Raw genomic sequence first — 16,548 nt, 5'->3', positions numbered from 1 at the left:
GGCGAAAACGCTGTCCAGCCCAGCCCGACCATCGCATCACAGCGACGCGCTGCTGCAAGCTTGCTCCGCCGGCAGTTCCTCGGCATTCGGGTCGCCTGGGGCTGTCGCCCAGGCCAGTTCGACGAGTGTCACGATCCTTCGGCCTGCGCCGTCAAGCTGGCAGACGATGAGGCCCTGATCCTCGATATAGGTCAGCAGACGTTGCGCGCGACGCAACGAGTGTGAGCCATAGGCGCGCGCAATCGCTGCATCGCTGGGGCACGGCCAGCCCTCCTTCGCCGCGCGAGCGATCATCATGAAGACGCCCTGCATGTCCTCCGGCAAAATGGAGGCGCGGAGCGAGACATCCTGCCACGCATCATCCTCTACCAGATCGGAGCCGAGCCCGGCGCGGGCGCGCGTCAGCATGCGGCGGAAGTCATTGAGGTCCGGCACCGCCGAACCGAGGCCTTCGATCCGGCAGCGGACCACGAACTCCTGATAGAGCACGCCGATGGCGCGGAATCCCGCATCGGGTTCAGCCAGAACGGCGCTCAGGATACGGTCCACCTGCTCGCGCCGCTCAGCCAATTCCTCATCGCTGACTGGCACCTCGATCGCCTCGGGAGGGAGATCCGGGACCGCGGACTTCGCCGCCCTGAGCTGCTCGAGCAGATCCGGCGCCGGCCGGCGTTGGGACCTCCCAGCCTCGGGCGGCGGCGCTGCCAGGATCACGGCGCGCGCATCTTCCAGCGTCGCCTCCGGCAGCGGCAGCAGTCGCGGCGTCGCATTGCGCGCGTGGGTATCCGTTGCACCAATGCGCAGCCCCAGCGGACGGCGGGACAGCGCCGGCCCCAGCGCCATGAATTGCCCGCGCTCCAGGTCCCGGAAGGCCTCTGCCTGCCGCCGCTCCATGCCGAGAAGATCGGCAGCGCGCGCCATGTCGATATCAAGGAAAGTTCGGCCCATGAGGAAATTGGACGCCTCGGCCGCGACGTTCTTGGCGAGCTTCGCAAGTCGCTGGGTTGCGATGATCCCGGCAAGCCCACGCTTGCGGCCACGGCACATGAGGTTCGTCATAGCGCCGAGCGAGAGCTTGCGCGCCTCGTCCGAAACTTCCCCGGCGATCGCCGGCGCAAAGAGCTGCGCTTCATCCACCACCACAAGCATCGGGTACCAGTGGTCGCGCTCGACGTCGAAGAGTCCGCCGAGGAAGGCGGCGGCGCGGCGCATCTGGTTCTCTGCGTCCAACCCCTCGAGATTGAGCACGGTGGAGACGCGATGGATGCGCGCCCGCTCGCCGGCAACCTGGAGGCCTCGCTCGGTATGGTCCTCGGCATCGATCACGAGGTGACCGAAACGATCGGCCAGCGTCACGAAGTCGCCTTCGGGATCGATGATGGCCTGTTGCACCCAGGCGGCACTCTGTTCGAGCAGCCGGCGCAGCAGATGGGATTTGCCGGAGCCTGAATTGCCCTGCACCAGGAGGCGGGTCGCCAGCAATTCCTCGAGGTCCAGAACAGCCGGGGCGCCGGCGGTCGTGTGCCCCATCTCGATCGCAACGGTCATGTCCCGACTCAAACTCTCCTTGCGGAGAGCGGCTTATCAACCCGATCACAGCCCGTCGAGCGCCCCACGGCCAATCAGTCCGTCTTCCACACAGCGTCCACCGATAACTCCGAATCGCGCGTTTCCGGCTTAGATCATGATCCGATTGGACGGAATCGGATCATGATCTCATCTCTTTGTTTGAGCATGATCTTTCCGGAAAACCGGTATCCACTTTTCCGGATCATGCTCTAATGCCCCTTGAGGTCGAAGCGCTTCAGCTTGCGGTGCAGGGTGGCGCGGCTGACGCCGAGCGCCTTCGCCGCGGCCGAGACATTGCCCTGCGCACGCGCCAACGCCCGCTGCAGCGCCGCGCGCTGCGCGTCGCCAAGGTGCTCGTAGCGCCCTTCCCGGCCATCGAGCAAGTCGGCCGCCGGAACCGGCCGGAGGGTGCGGTCGGGCGGGATACCCAGGGCGAGCCGCGCCGAACGCGTCGCGCCGATCACGAGGTCGTCGCTGTCGATCGCCAATAAGCCGCCGCCATGGGCTTCGGTCGGCGGTGTCAGCACGATCCGAGCGTTGGCAAAGGCGTTGCGGAACAGCTCGGCCTCGATTCGCCGTGCCGCCTCGCCCGCCGCGAGCGCAATCAGATTGGCGAAGGCGTCAGTGCGATCGGCACGGCACGAGGAGACATCGAGCACGCCGACGAGCCTTGCGTGCTCGTCATAGATCGGGGCCGCGGTGCAGCTCAGCAGCGTGTTGCGGGTGAAGAAATGCTGGTCGCGGTCAATGGTCAGGACGCGCTGCTCGACCAGGCAGGTGCCGATGCCATTGGTGCCCTCGTGCTCTTCGTTCCAGATCGCACCGGTCCACAAGCCCCACTCCTCGAAGGTGGAATCATCAGCCGCGTGGCCGCGCCGCTCCAGCGGGATACCGTCGTGGTTGGCGAGCAGCACACAGCAGCCGGCGGCGCCCACCGCCTGGTACAGCCGGTCCATGCTGGCTTGTGCCGCGCGCAATAGCGGCGCGACCCGCTCCCGCGCCACTTGGAGCTCAGCCCCGGTCAGCCGTTGCGGCGGCCGTGTTCCGGCGGGATCAAGCTGGTGCAATCGGGAAGAGCGTCGCCATGACGCAACCAGCGCGGATCTCGCGGCCTGGCCGGCTTCGATCGCGGCCTCGACCCGGGCCGCGTGATGAGCGAGCTTAAGCTCCTTCATCCCGCTGATACTCCCTCCCTTGACCCCATATTAGGGCATGCGGACCGTGGCCTTCTTGACCTTCGTCAAAGTCAGTCACGGTAGGGGCTGGACCGCCATCGCGGGGCTCGCCGGCGTTTGACGCGTTCTTTTTACCCTGATTGGGGCCACTGCGCTCGAAACGCTTCTACCACCCTACGGCAATTGGAACGGCTCGACAATTAATTCGATTTGCTGACCCGGACCAGGTCGCGCGGGTTGGCATAGTCGAGCTGGAAGCGGGCGCGCTCGTCCAGCATGTCGGGGTCGAGGCTCTCTGAACGGAGCAACGACACCCGCTTCTCGCCTTCGATGCGTTCCTTCTTCAGCCGCTGCAACTCGGAGGTCAGCGCGATGATCTCCTGGTCGAGCTCCTGCCGGGCGTTCAGGCCGTATTTGCCGGTATAGGCATTGACGCCGAAATAGCCGATCATCAGGGCCGCCATCGTGTAGAGGGCGAGCCCGGTCAGGATCGATTTGAGGCGCGTGCGGGAGACCATGCCGCTAGCTTGGGACGCCGCGGTTAATGGACTCCTAAAACGAAATCACTTGTTGTGCTTTTCGACGTGGGCCGCGAACGCGTCGATATACTGCTGCAGCACCTGCCGCAGCGCGTCCTTGGTGACCTCGCCATCGGCGTCGAAGGCATCGCTGATCGCGTTCAGATAAATCTCCGGCTGCTGCAGGATCGGACCCGTAATCCCCGGCAGGATGTTCTGCAGGTGCTTGGCGGCTAACACGCCGCCGAGCGGCCCCGGCGAATTGCTGACGATGCCGACCGGCTTGCCGTTGAACGAGCTCTTGCCATACGGGCGTGAGCCGACATCGATAGCGTTCTTCAGGACGCCGGGGATCGAGCGGTTGTATTCCGGCGTCACGAACAGGATGCCGTTCGACTGCTGCAGCTTCTCCCGAAATGCCAGCCAGTCGGCCGGCGGGTTGGCCTCCAGGTCCTGGTTGAAGAAGGAAATGCCGTTCGGGGTCATGACGTCGAGCTTCAGCGAGGACGGCGCGAGCTTTGCCAGCGCGCGAGCGATCTTCAGCGAGAAGCTTTCCTTGCGCAGGCTGCCTGCGATGGTGACGACGGTGTAGGCCATTTGGGTTCCCTTCGATCGACGAGTTCGACGCGCGACTTAAGCCGCGACCACGAAAAGAATGCAAGTGCATGGAACATGCAATTGCGGAAACACAGTGTTCGCGGAAATGAGCTTGGCGGAAAACGAGGGAGCTGACCGTAAATCGGGCGCCGCCCCGTAGCCCGGGTGGAGCGGAACGCGCAACCCGGGACATCTGCATCAATGTCTACGAAGGTCCCGGGTTACGCTGGCGCTTCACCCGGGCTACGGCACTACTTGTTCGGGTTGATCAGGAATTTCTCACCGGTGGCGCGCTTGGCGTAAACAGCGATGTTGGAGAGCGACAGCGCTTCCGGCAGCGACACCACCTGCGTGTAATGGCTTGCAAAGGTGGTCTTGAGTTCGTCGACCACACGCTGACGCAACCTTGCGAAATCCGCCGGCGGCAGCTTCTGCAGGAAGTAGGTCAGGAGCCAGCCACCGACGCCCCAGGCCATGCCGAAGCCGCGCGGCAATTCGACCGGGCCGGTATCGAGGCTGCCATAGATGTAGACCTGCTTGTGCACGGCCGAGCCGTAGCGGCTGTATTCCTTGGCGGTCTTGTTGATCGCGACTTCCATCGCGTTGAGGATCTGGCCGGCGAGCTTGCCGCCGCCGATGGCGTCGAAGGCGATGGTGGCGCCGGTCTCGACCAGCGCGTTGGTGAGGTCATCCACGAATGTCGGCGCGGAGGAATCGACGACGTGCTTGGCGCCGATCTTGTGCAGGATGTCGGCCTGCGCCTTGCTGCGCACGATGTTGACCAGCGGAATGCCGTCCTTGAGACAGATCTTGTTCAGCATCTGGCCGAGATTGGAGGCGGCCGCCGTATGCACCAGCGCCTTGTGGCCTTCGCGCCGCATGGTCTCGGTCATGCCAAGCGCAGTCAGCGGATTGACGAAGCAGGAGGCGCCCTCCGCGGGCGTGGTGCCCTCGGGCAGCACCAAGACGTCCCTCGCCCGCGCTACGCGATACTGCGCATACATCGCGCCGCCGAGCAGCGCGACCGTCTTGCCGAGCAGCGCCTTCGCCGCATCAGACGATCCGGTCCTCACGACGACGCCGGCTCCCTCGTTGCCAACAGGCATCGATTGATCGAGCCGCGCCACGAGCCCGCCAAGCGCCGCTTGCGGCACCTTCGCGGAGATAACCGGAGATTCCTTGCTGCCGGAGGCCTTGACGGTCGAAAGGTCCGCAGGGCCGATCAGCAGCCCAAGGTCGGACGGATTGATCGGCGTCGCCTCGACGCGGACCACGATCTCGTCCGGACCGGGTTCGGGGGTCGGCACCTCCACAAGCGAAATTTCCAGCTCGCCATTCTTCTTGATCAGCGAACGGAGCTGAAGCCCAGTCTTGCCGTCGGATGCCATCGTACCCCTCCCTTGCTTGGTGTCCGGCCGCCTTCAGTTAGGCGGGCCGGCCGCAACAAACAAGGGCCGAAGCCTGCGTAGCCCGGGTGGAGCGCAAGCGTAACCCGGGGCCGCTGGTGAACGTTGAGGCCGCGGTCCCGGGTTGCGCTCCGCTTCACCCGGGCTACGAGACCAAGGCGACGTTCGCGAGCCGCCCTAGGCCAACGCCTTGAACGCCGACTTGCCCGCGTACAGTGCCTGCTTGCCGAGCTGCTGCTCGATGCGCAACAACTGATTGTATTTCGCGGTCCGGTCGGAGCGCGCCAGCGAGCCGGTCTTGATCTGTCCGCAATTGGTGGCGACGGCGAGATCGGCGATGGTGGAGTCTTCCGTCTCACCCGAACGATGCGACATCACCGAGGTGTAGCCGGACTTGTGCGCCATCTCGACGGCCGCAAGCGTCTCCGTCAGCGTGCCGATCTGGTTGACCTTGATCAGGATAGAATTTGCGCGGCCGTTCCTGATGCCATCGGCAAGGCGCGTCACGTTGGTGACGAACAGATCGTCGCCGACGAGCTGGCACTTGCCGCCGACCAGCTCGGTCAGCTCCTTCCAGCCTTCCATGTCGTCTTCGGACATGCCGTCCTCGATGGTGACGATCGGATAGCGCGCGACGAGATCGGCGAGATATTTCGCCTGCTCCGAGCGCGAGCGCGTCTTGTTCTCGCCGCCATAGACGTATTTGCCATCCTTGAAGAATTCGGTCGAGGCGCAGTCGAGCCCGAGCATCACGTCATTGCCCGCCTTGTAGCCGGCCTTGCCGATCGCGTTCATGATGAAATCGAGCGCGGCGTCCGCGGTCGGCAGGTTCGGCGCAAAACCGCCCTCGTCGCCGACATTGGTGTTGTGACCGGCCTTCTTCAATTCGCCGCGCAGCGTGTGGAAGATTTCCGAGCCGCAGCGCAGCGCGTCGGCGAAGGTTTCCGCCCCTACCGGCAGGATCATGAATTCCTGGAAGTCGATCGGGTTGTCGGCATGCACGCCGCCATTGATGATGTTCATCATCGGCACCGGCAGCGTCCGCGCCGAGGTGCCGCCGACGTAGCGATAGAGCGGCATGTCGAAGGACTCGGCGGCCGCCTTGGCGCAGGCGAGCGAGACGCCGAGGATAGCGTTGGCGCCGAGCCGGCTCTTGTTCGGCGTGCCGTCGAGGTCGATCATGATCTGGTCGATCCGGACCTGATCCTCGACCGCGTGGTCGCTGAGCGCCTCGAATATCTCGCCGTTGACGGCGCCGACCGCCTTCTGCACGCCCTTGCCGAGATAGCGCGCCTTGTCGCCGTCGCGCAGCTCGACCGCCTCATGCGCGCCGGTGGAGGCCCCCGATGGCACCGCGGCGCGGCCGACCGCACCGTCTTCCAGCACCACATCGACCTCGACCGTGGGATTGCCGCGGCTGTCGAGAATTTCGCGCCCGATGATGTCGACGATAGCGGTCATGATGTGCACTTCCTCAGGTGTGGTTCTGGTTGGATGCGCTGCGTCATACACGGCATGCAGGCAAATGTGAACGCTTACGCTTTGACACGCATCTGACGCGGCAATGTGGTAGGTTTATGCTGATCTTCGCGTTTCAACCCATTGTTTTACAAAGCCGGGGTAACGCAATGAATCGCCGCAAGTTTCTCGCTTCAAGCGCTGCCGCAATTCTGGCCACGCCCACGGTGTTGCGCGGGGCCGGTGCCCAAGAGGCCCAGGCGGGCGCGTTCCCCGTGAAATATTTCCCGGTAACCCGCGGAATGGGCTCGCGCGACGTCAAGCCGGCCCCCGACGGCACCATCTGGTTCTGCGGACAGCGCAATGGGAAGCTCGGCCGGCTCGATCCGCGGGACGGCACCTTCAAGCTGATCGACCTCGGACAGGGCGCCGCGCCGCACGGGGTTACCCTTGGTTCGGATGGCGCGCCGTGGATCACCGAGGGTGGACAGAATGCGATTGCCCGCGTCGATCCCGGCGATCACAAGGTGACGCTGTTTCCACTGCCCGAAAAATTCGCCTACGCCAATCTCAATACCGGCGTGTTCGACAAAAGCGGGATCTACTGGTTCACCGGTCAGTCCGGCTACTACGGCCGGCTCGATCCCAAATCCGGCGCGATGAAAGTATTCGAGGCGCCGAGAGGCGTCGGCCCCTACGGCATCACGGTCACGCCGAAGGGCGATGTCTGGTACGCCTCACTTGCGGGAAGTCACATCGCCAGGATCGATCTCGCGACGGGGCGAGCGAACGTGGTCGAGCCGCCCACGCCGAAGCAAGGCGCGCGGCGGATCTGGTCGGATTCACGGAGCCGGCTGTGGATCAGCGAATGGAACAGCGGCCAAGTGTCGATGCACGATCCCGCCGATGGCTCCTGGAAGGCCTGGAAACTGCCGGGCGACAACCCGCGCGCTTATGCCGTCTATGTCGATGACAAGGACAAGGTCTGGCTCACCGATTTCTCGGCCAACGCGATCGTACGTTTCGATCCGCTGACGCAGGCGTTTCGCTCGTTCCCGAGCGACAAGCCCGGCGCGAATGTGCGGCAGCTCGATGGCCGGCCGGGCGAGACCTGGGGCGGCGAATCCGGCAACGACCGCCTCGTCATGATTCAAACCGCGGCGCCGGCATAGATCCCGTGCAAGCCTGATGGCAATCGTCCGTGATGTGACACGCTTGCGCCTCGCCTTGACGGTTGACGAACAACCCCGCTTGCGTCCATGTCAGCGATCCCCGAAGGACAGATTTCATGGCGCAAAGACCCCTGCAGCTCGGCCGTGCCGTCGAATGGCCCGACACTCCGGACAAGGCCGTGCTCGACCGCGTCCCCAATCCGCAAGCAGGCACCGATTACCTGGTGCGGTTCGCGGTGCCGGAATTCACCTCGATCTGCCCGGTGACGGGCCAGCCGGATTTCGCGCATCTGGTGATCGACTACGTGCCGGGCCGCTGGCTGCTCGAGTCCAAATCGCTGAAGCTCTACGCCGCGAGCTTCCGCAATCACGGCGCCTTCCACGAAGACTGCACGGTGATGATCGGCAAGCGGATCGCAAGCGAGATCAAGCCGAAATGGCTCCGCATCGGCGGCTATTGGTATCCGCGCGGCGGCATTCCAATCGACGTGTTCTTCCAGACCGGGCGCCTGCCCAAGGGCGTTTGGGTCCCCGACCAGGGCGTCGCGCCCTATCGCGGGCGGGGCTGAACCACACCCTTTTCGCGGTCAGAGCCGATAGGCATCGACCGCGGCATGGGCATTCGAGCCGAAGCCCGCCACCCCCACGCTCATCAATGCCGGCCACACGATGGGGCCGGCATTGTGACCGCCGAGATGCCAATTCATGGCCGTCAGCATGTCCGGCGGCGGCTGGAGGGCGAACGACGCGCATCCGAAGGCCGCAACCAGCAGACATATCGCGAGCGTGCCGGCGACGCGCTCCGGCTCCGACGGCGATAGCCGGCGCGACGCGTGGCGGATTCGCGCGCTCGTCGACGCAACATAGCGGCACTTGGTCAGCGCCACCCCTGCGGCCAACAACAGGTAGACCGATCGCAGCGACGCAACGACGGAAAATGCCCGGTCGTTATCGGAGCCCGACGCGAACGAGATCACGAGCGGCGTGACCACGAGGACGACAGCGACTTGAACACACCCGGCGACCAGGCCGGCCTCGAACAACTGAAGTCGTTCCCCGCCCCTCAACTCGAACTGCCATTTGCCGCCGTACGATCGAGCAGAGAGAGCAGTCCCTGCAGGATCTTGACCGGCGACGGCGGACAACCGGGAATATGAAGATCGACGGGAACGACCTGCGAGACTCCTCCGACGACCGCATAGCTGCCGGCAAAGCAACCGCCGTCGCGCGCACAATCACCGACGGCGACGACCCATTTCGGATTGGGGGTCGCATGATAGGTCCGCTCCAGCGCCTCGCGCATGTTCTTCGTCACCGGCCCGGTCACCATCAGCACATCAGCGTGGCGCGGCGAAGCAACGAAGCGGATTCCGAAGCGCTCGACGTCGTAGTAGGCATTGCTGAGCGCGTGAATCTCGAGCTCACAGCCGTTGCACGAGCCGGCATCGATTTCGCGGATCGACAGGCTTCTGCCGAGGCGCCGCCGCGCCGCACGCTGGAACGCCGCCGCCAGTTCGTCGACGGCGGCTTGTTCTGGCAGCGGCGGCTGCTCCGCGAGCGGGCTTCGGAACAGACTCTGAAAGAGAAGCTTGCGCATGTCTTCTCCTAAACGTCATGCCCGGAATAGGAGCAGTTGAACGATTTGTTGCAGAGTGGAAAATCCGCGACGATGTTGTTCTCGATGGCCGCTTCCAGCAGCGGCCACTGAAACCAGGATGGGTCGCGGAGATAACAGCGGTCGATCCTGCCGCCAGCGAGCCGGAGCCACACCATGATGTCGCCCCTGAAGCCTTCGACCAATGCCATGCCCTCTCGCGGCGCCGCTTGGGAGGGCACCGGCACGCGCAGTTCACCGTCGGGCAGCCGGTCCAGGATCTGCCCCGTCAAGGACAGGCTCTGCTCGACTTCGCGAATTCGGATCCAGATGCGTGCGTTCACATCGCCGTCGTCGAGCACCGGCACCTCGAAGCGCAGCGCATCATACGGAGCGTAGCCCGGACTGCGACGGGCATCGAACACGCGTCCGGACGCGCGGCCGACATAGCCGCCCGCAGCATATTGTCTTGCCAGAGCCGCCGTGACGATCCCGGTAGCGACGGTGCGATCCTGCAGCGATGCCGTGTTGTCGTAGAGCTCGATCAGCGCCGGAAAGCGCCGCCTGATATCGTCGAGAACCGTGCGGATCGCTGCTCGTCCGCTTTCGTCGAGATCACGGACGATGCCGCCGGGAACGATGATGTCCCGCATCAGGCGGTGACCGAAGGCGCTATCGGCCGCGCGGAGGATTCCTTCGCGCAGGATGTTGCAATGGGCCTGCATCAGGTTGAACGACGCGTCGTTGCAGATGGCGCCGATGTCGCCGAGATGATTGGCCAGCCGCTCAAGCTCCGCAAGCAGCGCCCGCAGCCAGACCGCGCGGGACGGCGCCTTGAGCCCCAGCGCCGCCTCCACTGCCTGCGAGAACGCGAGCGCGTAAGCAACCGTGCTGTCTCCGGAGACACGGCCGGCGAGCCGGACCGCCCGATCGATGTCCGCTCCCACCATCAGTCCGTCGATGCCCTTGTGGACGTAACCAAGACGCTGCTCGAGCCGGACCACGGTTTCCCCGCTTGCACTGAAGCGGAAGTGCCCGGGCTCGATGATGCCGGCATGCACCGGCCCGACCGCGATCTGATGCAGGCCCGGGCCGTCGGCGGAAAGAAACGCGTAGGCTGCCGAGTTGACAGGCGACGCGACGGAATCGCCGAGCGGATGCCGGACGCCCCACTCGCCGTGATCGAGCCACGGGCGCGCATCGGGCGAGCCCTCAGCCGTAAGACCAAACAAATCAGTGATGGTGCGCTCAGGACGAAGCGCCGGCGGGTGATGCCGTCCGATCGACGGAAAACGCCGGTCCGCACATTCGAGGCTGAGGACTGCGATCTCCGCGGCCTCCTCCTCCCGCACCGCCATGTGCACCATCGCTTGCTCACCCCACAGGCCGAGCAGGCTCCATCGGCCGGACGCCAATTCGCCGGCGGCGAGATTCCAGGTGTCAGCGTCGACGATCGCCCGCCGCCAGGGCGCGTGGCGCTCGGCCGGGCGGCCGGTCAGGACGAGATCAATCAGCGAGGGCATGGCCTGACCTCCTCACTCTATCCTAGGAGCCGCGCCACATGTTGAAACCAGTCGACGAGCGGGCCAGGAAAATAGATGCCCGCGATCAGCACCAGCGCGAGATGCGCAAACATCGGCAGATAGGAAGCGTCCGCCGGCGCCTTGCTGCCGCGCGGCTCGCCGAATGCGACATTGGTCAGACGAAGGATCAGTGCGCCGAACGCGACCAGGATGCCGAAGACAAGCACGAGGGCGAGCAAAGGCTGCCGCGCGAATGTCGAACTCACGACCAGGAATTCGCTCATGAAGATGCCGAGCGGCGGAAGTCCGGCGATCGCTACGACACCCACCACGAGCCCCCACCCGAGCGCCGGATGGGTCACCGTCAATCCCCGTATCCGCGCAATGCGCTGCGTGCCCTTGATCTGCGAAATGTGACCGACGGCGAAGAAGATCGCCGACTTCGTCAGGCTGTGCATCACCATGTGCAGCAGGCCGGCGAAGTTGGCCAGCGGACCGCCCATTCCGAATGCGAACACGATGATGCCCATGTGCTCGATCGACGAGTACGCGAACAGGCGCTTGATGTCGCGCCGCCGGTAGAGCATGAACGCAGCGAACACAACGGAAATCAGCCCCATCGTCACCATCAGCGGGCCCGGCGCGATCGCACCGGGGCTGGCGGCGAGCAGGATCTTGAAGCGCAACAGCGCGTAGAGCGCGACGTTGAGCAGGAGTCCCGACAAGACCGCCGATATCGGCGTCGGGCCTTCTGCATGCGCATCGGGAAGCCACGCATGCAGCGGCGCCAGGCCCACTTTCGTGCCGTAGCCGAGCAGCAGGAAGACGAAGGCCACGTTGAGCAATGCCGGATCGAACTTCGCGGTCTGCCCGACCAATACGGTCCACACCATGGCGTCCGGCCCCTCGCCCACGATCGGTCGCGCCGCCATGTAAACCAGGATCGTCCCGAACAGCGCGAACGCAATCCCGACGCTGCCGAGGATGAAATATTTCCAGGCCGCCTCGAGCGCCGCATGCGTTCGGTAGATACCGACCATCAGCACCGTCGTCAGTGTCGCCACCTCGACGGCGACCCACATCAGCCCGATATTGTTCGACACGAATGCGAGATTCATGCCGAACATCATGGTCTGATACATCGCGTGGTAGAAGCGCAGATAGACCGGCGTCAGCCGCCCGGTTTCAAGTTCATGCGCGATGTAGCCTGCGCTGAAGATGCTGGTCGTGAATCCGACGAAGGTATTGAGGACGATGAAGACGATGTTGAGGTCGTCCACCAGCAGATAGGCCCCGGGCGGCGGACGATCGATCAGGAACAGCGACAGCGCCGCAACGAAGGTCGCCAAACTGGCCACGATGTTGAGGCGCGCCGTCAGGCGGTAGTCGGGCAACGCAGCGAGCAGCAGCGCCGATGCAGCCGGGATCCACAGCACGGCCGCCGCGGGATCGAACGAGAGCCCGGTCATCGCCGCTCTCCCCGGAAGTCATCGAGCGTGGAGACGTCGACGGAATCGAACCGCTCCCGAATCCGGAACAGAAAGATGCCGATCACGATGAACGCGATCAGGATCGAGAATGCCACGCTGATCTCGACCACGAGCGGCATGCCCTTGGCGCCGGTGGCCGCCAGCACCAGCCCGTTCTCCAGCGACATGAAGCCGACCACCTGGCTCACGGCGTTGCGCCGTGTCACCATGACCAACAGTCCGAGCAGCACGACCGAGAGCGCGAACGCCAGGTCCTCGCGCGCCAATGGGTCTGCCTCCGGCGTGACCCGCAGCATCAGCACCATCGAGAGCGCCACCAGCCCCATCCCGGCCAGCATGGTCGGACCGATTCCGACTGCGGCCTCGATGTCGCGGTGGATTCCGAGCCGCTGCACGATATGATGCAACGCCACCGGGATGATGATCGCCTTGAAGACCAGCGCGATGGCTGCCGTGACGTAGAGATGCGGCGCGTCCTGGATGAAGGCCTGCCAAGCGACTGAAAGTGCGAGCACCACGGCGTGCAGCGCAAACACATTGAGCAACGAATAGAGCCGGTCCTGGTACAGCATCAGGAAACTGATCAGGACCAGCCCGCCGGCGAGCGTATGGGAAACGTCGAAGGCGAGACTGTGCAATTGCATCAGAAGCTCCTCGACACGAACAGCAGCAGCGTTCCAAGCAGGCCGAGCATCAGCGCGGCGCCCAGGAACTGCGGAACGCGGAACACCCGCATTTTCGCCGTCGCCGTCTCGAACAGCGCCAGCAGGAAACCTGCAACCGCGAGCTTGACGAGATAGGCGCCGGCACCGATCGCGTAGGCCGCCACCGTGCCGGAGCCAAACACCGCGATCTTCCAGGGCATGAACACGCAGGCGATCAGCGAAATGTAGAGTAGCAGCTTGAGGAAGGCGCCGAATTCGATCATCGCGAGATGGCGTCCCGAATATTCGAGAACCATCGCCTCATGGACCATGGTCAGCTCGAGATGCGTCGCCGGATTGTCGATCGGGATGCGCCCGTTCTCCGCCAGCGCGACCATGATCAGCGCAATCAGCGCCATTCCAAGCGATACCCGTAGTCCGACGTAGGACGAGGCCAGGACGTTCGCGACAGTCGACAGTTGCGTCGACCCGGCGACCAAAGCCAGGCAGAACACCATCAGCAGCATCGCCGGCTCCGCCAGCGCGGCGATCATGACTTCGCGGCTGGAGCCGATGCCGCCGAAGCTGGTGCCGACATCCATGCCCGCGAGCGCCAGGAAGAAGCGCGCGCTTCCGAGCAGCGCGACGATGGCGATCAGGTCCGCCGTCCAGTTGAACAGAAGGCCGGTCGCGAACGTCGGCACCAGGGCAGCGGCAACCCAGATCGCGGCAAAGGTCACGTAGGGCGTTACCCGGAACAGCCACGACGCATTGTCGGCGAGCACCACTTCCTTGCGCATCAGCCGCAGCAGGTCGCGGTAAGGCTGAAAGACCGAAGCTCCCTCGCGGCGCACCAGGCGGGCCTTGACCTTGCGCACGAAGCCGGTCAGCAGCGGCGCGAGCAGCAGCACCAGCAGCATCTGCGCGCCCTGAACCATGATGTCGGAGATCACGACCATATCGCGAGCACCAGCAGCAGCGTGACGAGCGTTGCGAAAACAAGACTGAGATAGCGGCGGATGGTCAGGAATTGCAGGCGATTGAGCCACCCGGCGGAAAAGCCGACCGCCTCTGCGATCGGCCGATAGCCTCGCTCCCACACCAGATCATGCAGTTCGATCCTGAGGCGCGCCGGCCTTGTATCTCCCGGAGGCGGCATCGCGACGTGATCGCGGGCATGGAAGGCGAGCGCACCGAACACGCGGCGGATCGGCTGGGCGAAGCTTTCGCCGGAATATTGCGCAGCCGGTACGGGATCGGAAAATCCGCACCCCCACGCCGGCCCTCGCCTCAGCGCGCGGGAAGCGAAGCGATGGATGAAGAACGCGGCCGACGAGGCACAGATCGTGATGAACACCATCACCAACAGTCCGTTATATGAACTGCGGCTGTCGGCGATCGGCACGATCGAGAGCCAGGCTTCGTTGGCCTGGACCGGCATGCGGCCACCGACGATGTCGATGCTGACGGGCGAAAGCGCGTCGATCACCAGGCCCGGCAGGATGCCGGCGAACAGGCACAAGGCGGCAAGAATGAACATCGCAGTGAGCGAATAGCGATCGACTTCGCCCGCCGTCTCTGCTGGCGCGCTGCGCGGCCGCCCGAGGAACGTGACACCATAAGCCTTGACGAAACAGGCCGCCGCCAGCGCTGCCGCAAGGGCCAGCGCCGCACCGACCGCGGGCACCATGATCTTCAGCGCCCATTGCGGCAGGTCCGGACTTTGCAGCACGGCCTGGAACATCAGCCATTCCGAAACGAAGCCGTTGAATGGCGGAAGCGCCGAGATCGCGACGCAGCCGACCAGCACGGCGAAGCTCGTCTTTGGCATGCGGTGGATCAGGCCGCCCAGCCTGTCCATGTCCCGCTCGCCGGTCGAGGTCAGCACGGCGCCGGCGCCGAAGAACAACAGGCTCTTGAACAGCGAGTGGTTGAGCACGTGAAACAGCGCCGCGGTGAACGCGAGCGCGGCCGCGAGGCGCAAGCCGTTGGCCTGGAACCCCAGCGCAAGGCCGAGGCCGACGAAGATCACGCCGACGTTTTCGATGGTGCTGTAGGCCAACAAGCGTTTCAGGTCCTGCTCCATCATGGCGTAGAGAATCCCCATCACGGCTGTGACGGCGCCAAGGAAAAGAACGATCACGCTCATCCACCAGGCCGGCTGTCCCAACAGATCGAAGACGACACGGATGAAGCCGTAGATCGCGACCTTGGTCATGACACCGCTCATCAGCGCCGAGACATGGCTCGGAGCCGCCGGATGCGCCAGCGGCAGCCAGACGTGCAATGGCACCAGGCCGGCCTTGGAGCCAGCACCGAGCAGCATCAGGATCAGGACCAGTCCGACGGCGCCGAGCGCATGTTGCGCGGCGCGGATGGCCGCAAATCCATAATCGCCCGCCGGTCCCGCCAAGAGGCCAAAGGCCAGCAGCAATGCCAGCGTACCGAAGCTTGCCATCACCAGATAGACGTAGCCCGCCGCGGCATTTCCGGGTTCGCGGTGATGCGCGAGCACCAGCGCCCATGACGCCAGCGACATGAACTCCCAGCAGAGCAGGAAGGAAAACGCATCGTCGGCCAGGATCACGAGGTTCATGCCGGCAAGAAACGCCGGAAAGAACGGAAGCACCCGGTGCGGCTCGGTTTCATGGTGGCCGTAACCAAGACCGTAGAGGCTTGCGGCCGCTCCACCGAAATTGACGACGACCAGAAAGAAGGAAGCGAGATTATCCAGGCGGAAATGCGCGCCGAGCCATGGCAGCCCGACCGGCAGGACGAGCGCGGAGGCTTCCGGCCCGCCCCTGACCAACCAGTTCATCGCGGCTGCAGTCGCGACGACAGAGATGGTTATCGTCATGCCGTAGATGAGGCCGGCGGCATTCCTTGAGCGGCTCAACACGATCGCCAGCGCGGCAGCCGCCAGGAGCGCCGCGACGCACGACATCTGGAGAGCGACCGCCGACATCATCAGGGCATCCGACCTCCCGCCACCTTGTCGTTGGAACGGTCACCTGGCGAGGCATTGTCTGATGCCGCTCGATCCTTCAGCCGCACCCCGCGGCCCTGCCCGCTGCTTGCCGTCCCCTCGCTGATCAGCTCGATCCCGGCTTTCTCGAGCGCGGTGATCAACTTCATCAGCGAATCGACATTGCCGCGAACCACGGTGTCGCTCGCTTCCATGCGTTGGATCGTAGGAACCGACAGTCCGGAGAGATCAGCAAGCTGCCGTTGGTCAATTCCCAACAGACCCCTGGCCGCCCGCATTTGCCCTGCAGTGATCATCAGCCTGGCCGCCGAAGCGCTTTCCAGCGCGCATCAAATATGCCGCTTCCATCCTAATTAATGATGTCAAGAAAGCAAGAACTGATATCTGAGATATCTTTACCACCGAGCTGGCCGCGT

Annotated in this window: 16 protein-coding genes; 2 read left to right on the top strand and 14 right to left on the bottom strand. The window is 64.5% G+C overall.

What is annotated here, in order from left to right; translation table 11 throughout:
- Window positions 1–36: 36 nt before the first annotated feature.
- The 6 genes from OZ411_RS05015 to eno form a co-directional block, all read right to left on the bottom strand.
- Window positions 37–1,548, bottom strand: coding sequence for an ATP-binding protein (locus OZ411_RS05015; protein WP_282527064.1), 1,512 nt, complete (start codon window positions 1,546–1,548; stop codon window positions 37–39).
- 230 nt (window positions 1,549–1,778) lie between these two features.
- A complete protein-coding gene (locus tag OZ411_RS05010; protein WP_282527063.1) occupies window positions 1,779–2,744 on the bottom strand; it encodes a GAF domain-containing protein in 966 nt (321 codons plus the stop codon).
- Window positions 2,745–2,944: 200 nt separating this feature from the next.
- On the bottom strand, window positions 2,945–3,262 hold the full coding sequence (locus OZ411_RS05005; RefSeq protein ID WP_282527062.1) for a septum formation initiator family protein: 318 nt from the start codon (window positions 3,260–3,262) through the stop codon (window positions 2,945–2,947).
- A gap of 45 nt (window positions 3,263–3,307) precedes the next feature.
- Window positions 3,308–3,859, bottom strand: coding sequence for an NADPH-dependent FMN reductase (locus OZ411_RS05000; protein WP_282527061.1), 552 nt, complete (start codon window positions 3,857–3,859; stop codon window positions 3,308–3,310).
- Window positions 3,860–4,110: 251 nt separating this feature from the next.
- Complete coding sequence (locus OZ411_RS04995; protein ID WP_282527060.1) at window positions 4,111–5,247, bottom strand: zinc-binding dehydrogenase; 1,137 nt, start codon at window positions 5,245–5,247, stop codon at window positions 4,111–4,113.
- A gap of 195 nt (window positions 5,248–5,442) precedes the next feature.
- Complete coding sequence (gene eno, locus OZ411_RS04990) at window positions 5,443–6,726, bottom strand: phosphopyruvate hydratase (protein WP_282527059.1); 1,284 nt, start codon at window positions 6,724–6,726, stop codon at window positions 5,443–5,445.
- Between the two features lie 167 nt (window positions 6,727–6,893).
- Here eno and OZ411_RS04985 point away from each other — a divergent pair, with 167 nt between their 5' ends.
- Window positions 6,894–7,895 (top strand): lyase, encoded by a 1,002-nt coding sequence (locus OZ411_RS04985; RefSeq protein ID WP_282527058.1) that lies wholly within the window; start codon window positions 6,894–6,896, stop codon window positions 7,893–7,895.
- Window positions 7,896–8,011: 116 nt separating this feature from the next.
- Window positions 8,012–8,464, top strand: a complete 453-nt coding sequence (gene queF / locus OZ411_RS04980; RefSeq protein ID WP_282527057.1) for a preQ(1) synthase — start codon at window positions 8,012–8,014, stop codon at window positions 8,462–8,464.
- An 18-nt stretch (window positions 8,465–8,482) separates the two neighbouring features.
- On the opposite strand, the gene OZ411_RS04975 is transcribed toward queF, so the two are convergent.
- From OZ411_RS04975 to OZ411_RS04940, 8 genes are read right to left on the bottom strand one after another with little or no spacing between them, the layout of a single operon-like run.
- Window positions 8,483–8,938, bottom strand: a complete 456-nt coding sequence (locus OZ411_RS04975) for a hypothetical protein (protein ID WP_282527056.1) — start codon at window positions 8,936–8,938, stop codon at window positions 8,483–8,485.
- A 20-nt stretch (window positions 8,939–8,958) separates the two neighbouring features.
- Entirely contained in the window at window positions 8,959–9,492 is a 534-nt protein-coding gene (locus OZ411_RS04970; RefSeq protein ID WP_130580434.1) for an NADH-quinone oxidoreductase subunit B family protein, read from the bottom strand.
- 8 nt (window positions 9,493–9,500) lie between these two features.
- On the bottom strand, window positions 9,501–11,012 hold the full coding sequence (locus OZ411_RS04965) for an NADH-quinone oxidoreductase subunit C (RefSeq protein WP_282527055.1): 1,512 nt from the start codon (window positions 11,010–11,012) through the stop codon (window positions 9,501–9,503).
- A gap of 17 nt (window positions 11,013–11,029) precedes the next feature.
- Window positions 11,030–12,481, bottom strand: a complete 1,452-nt coding sequence (locus OZ411_RS04960; protein ID WP_130580436.1) for a hydrogenase 4 subunit F — start codon at window positions 12,479–12,481, stop codon at window positions 11,030–11,032.
- Window positions 12,478–13,146, bottom strand: coding sequence for a hydrogenase-4 component E (locus OZ411_RS04955; RefSeq protein ID WP_282527054.1), 669 nt, complete (start codon window positions 13,144–13,146; stop codon window positions 12,478–12,480). The genes OZ411_RS04960 and OZ411_RS04955 overlap by 4 nt, the downstream gene beginning before the upstream one ends.
- Window positions 13,146–14,105 carry an NADH-quinone oxidoreductase subunit H gene (locus tag OZ411_RS04950; protein ID WP_130580438.1) on the bottom strand — a complete coding sequence of 320 codons (960 nt, stop codon included), beginning with the start codon at window positions 14,103–14,105 and terminating at the stop codon, window positions 13,146–13,148. The genes OZ411_RS04955 and OZ411_RS04950 overlap by 1 nt, the downstream gene beginning before the upstream one ends.
- Window positions 14,096–16,111 carry a hydrogenase 4 subunit B gene (hyfB, locus tag OZ411_RS04945; RefSeq protein WP_282527153.1) on the bottom strand — a complete coding sequence of 672 codons (2,016 nt, stop codon included), beginning with the start codon at window positions 16,109–16,111 and terminating at the stop codon, window positions 14,096–14,098. The genes OZ411_RS04950 and hyfB overlap by 10 nt, the downstream gene beginning before the upstream one ends.
- A 2-nt stretch (window positions 16,112–16,113) precedes the next feature.
- Window positions 16,114–16,428: a helix-turn-helix transcriptional regulator gene (locus OZ411_RS04940; RefSeq protein ID WP_130580439.1), complete on the bottom strand. Its 315-nt coding sequence runs from the start codon at window positions 16,426–16,428 to the stop codon at window positions 16,114–16,116.
- Between the last annotated feature and the right edge of the window lie 120 nt (window positions 16,429–16,548).

The sequence above is a fragment of the Bradyrhizobium sp. Arg237L genome, assembly GCF_029990105.1.
Lineage (GTDB): Bacteria > Pseudomonadota > Alphaproteobacteria > Rhizobiales > Xanthobacteraceae > Bradyrhizobium.
Note: the sequence above shows the minus strand (reverse complement) of the source record. Positions and strands in the feature narration are given on the sequence as shown.

Coding starts and splice junctions, on each gene's coding strand:
- queF (WP_282527057.1), top strand. CDS start 8,012: ATGGCGCAAAGACCCCTGCAGCTCGGCCGTGCCGTCGAATGGCCCGAC.
- OZ411_RS04960 (WP_130580436.1), bottom strand. CDS start 12,481: ATGACCGGGCTCTCGTTCGATCCCGCGGCGGCCGTGCTGTGGATCCCG.
- OZ411_RS04970 (WP_130580434.1), bottom strand. CDS start 9,492: ATGCGCAAGCTTCTCTTTCAGAGTCTGTTCCGAAGCCCGCTCGCGGAG.
- hyfB (WP_282527153.1), bottom strand. CDS start 16,111: ATGTCGGCGGTCGCTCTCCAGATGTCGTGCGTCGCGGCGCTCCTGGCG.
- OZ411_RS04940 (WP_130580439.1), bottom strand. CDS start 16,428: ATGATCACTGCAGGGCAAATGCGGGCGGCCAGGGGTCTGTTGGGAATT.
- OZ411_RS04955 (WP_282527054.1), bottom strand. CDS start 13,146: ATGCAATTGCACAGTCTCGCCTTCGACGTTTCCCATACGCTCGCCGGC.
- OZ411_RS05015 (WP_282527064.1), bottom strand. CDS start 1,548: ATGACCGTTGCGATCGAGATGGGGCACACGACCGCCGGCGCCCCGGCT.
- OZ411_RS04950 (WP_130580438.1), bottom strand. CDS start 14,105: ATGGTCGTGATCTCCGACATCATGGTTCAGGGCGCGCAGATGCTGCTG.
- eno (WP_282527059.1), bottom strand. CDS start 6,726: ATGACCGCTATCGTCGACATCATCGGGCGCGAAATTCTCGACAGCCGC.
- OZ411_RS05005 (WP_282527062.1), bottom strand. CDS start 3,262: ATGGTCTCCCGCACGCGCCTCAAATCGATCCTGACCGGGCTCGCCCTC.
- OZ411_RS04985 (WP_282527058.1), top strand. CDS start 6,894: ATGAATCGCCGCAAGTTTCTCGCTTCAAGCGCTGCCGCAATTCTGGCC.
- OZ411_RS05010 (WP_282527063.1), bottom strand. CDS start 2,744: ATGAAGGAGCTTAAGCTCGCTCATCACGCGGCCCGGGTCGAGGCCGCG.
- OZ411_RS04995 (WP_282527060.1), bottom strand. CDS start 5,247: ATGGCATCCGACGGCAAGACTGGGCTTCAGCTCCGTTCGCTGATCAAG.
- OZ411_RS05000 (WP_282527061.1), bottom strand. CDS start 3,859: ATGGCCTACACCGTCGTCACCATCGCAGGCAGCCTGCGCAAGGAAAGC.
- OZ411_RS04965 (WP_282527055.1), bottom strand. CDS start 11,012: ATGCCCTCGCTGATTGATCTCGTCCTGACCGGCCGCCCGGCCGAGCGC.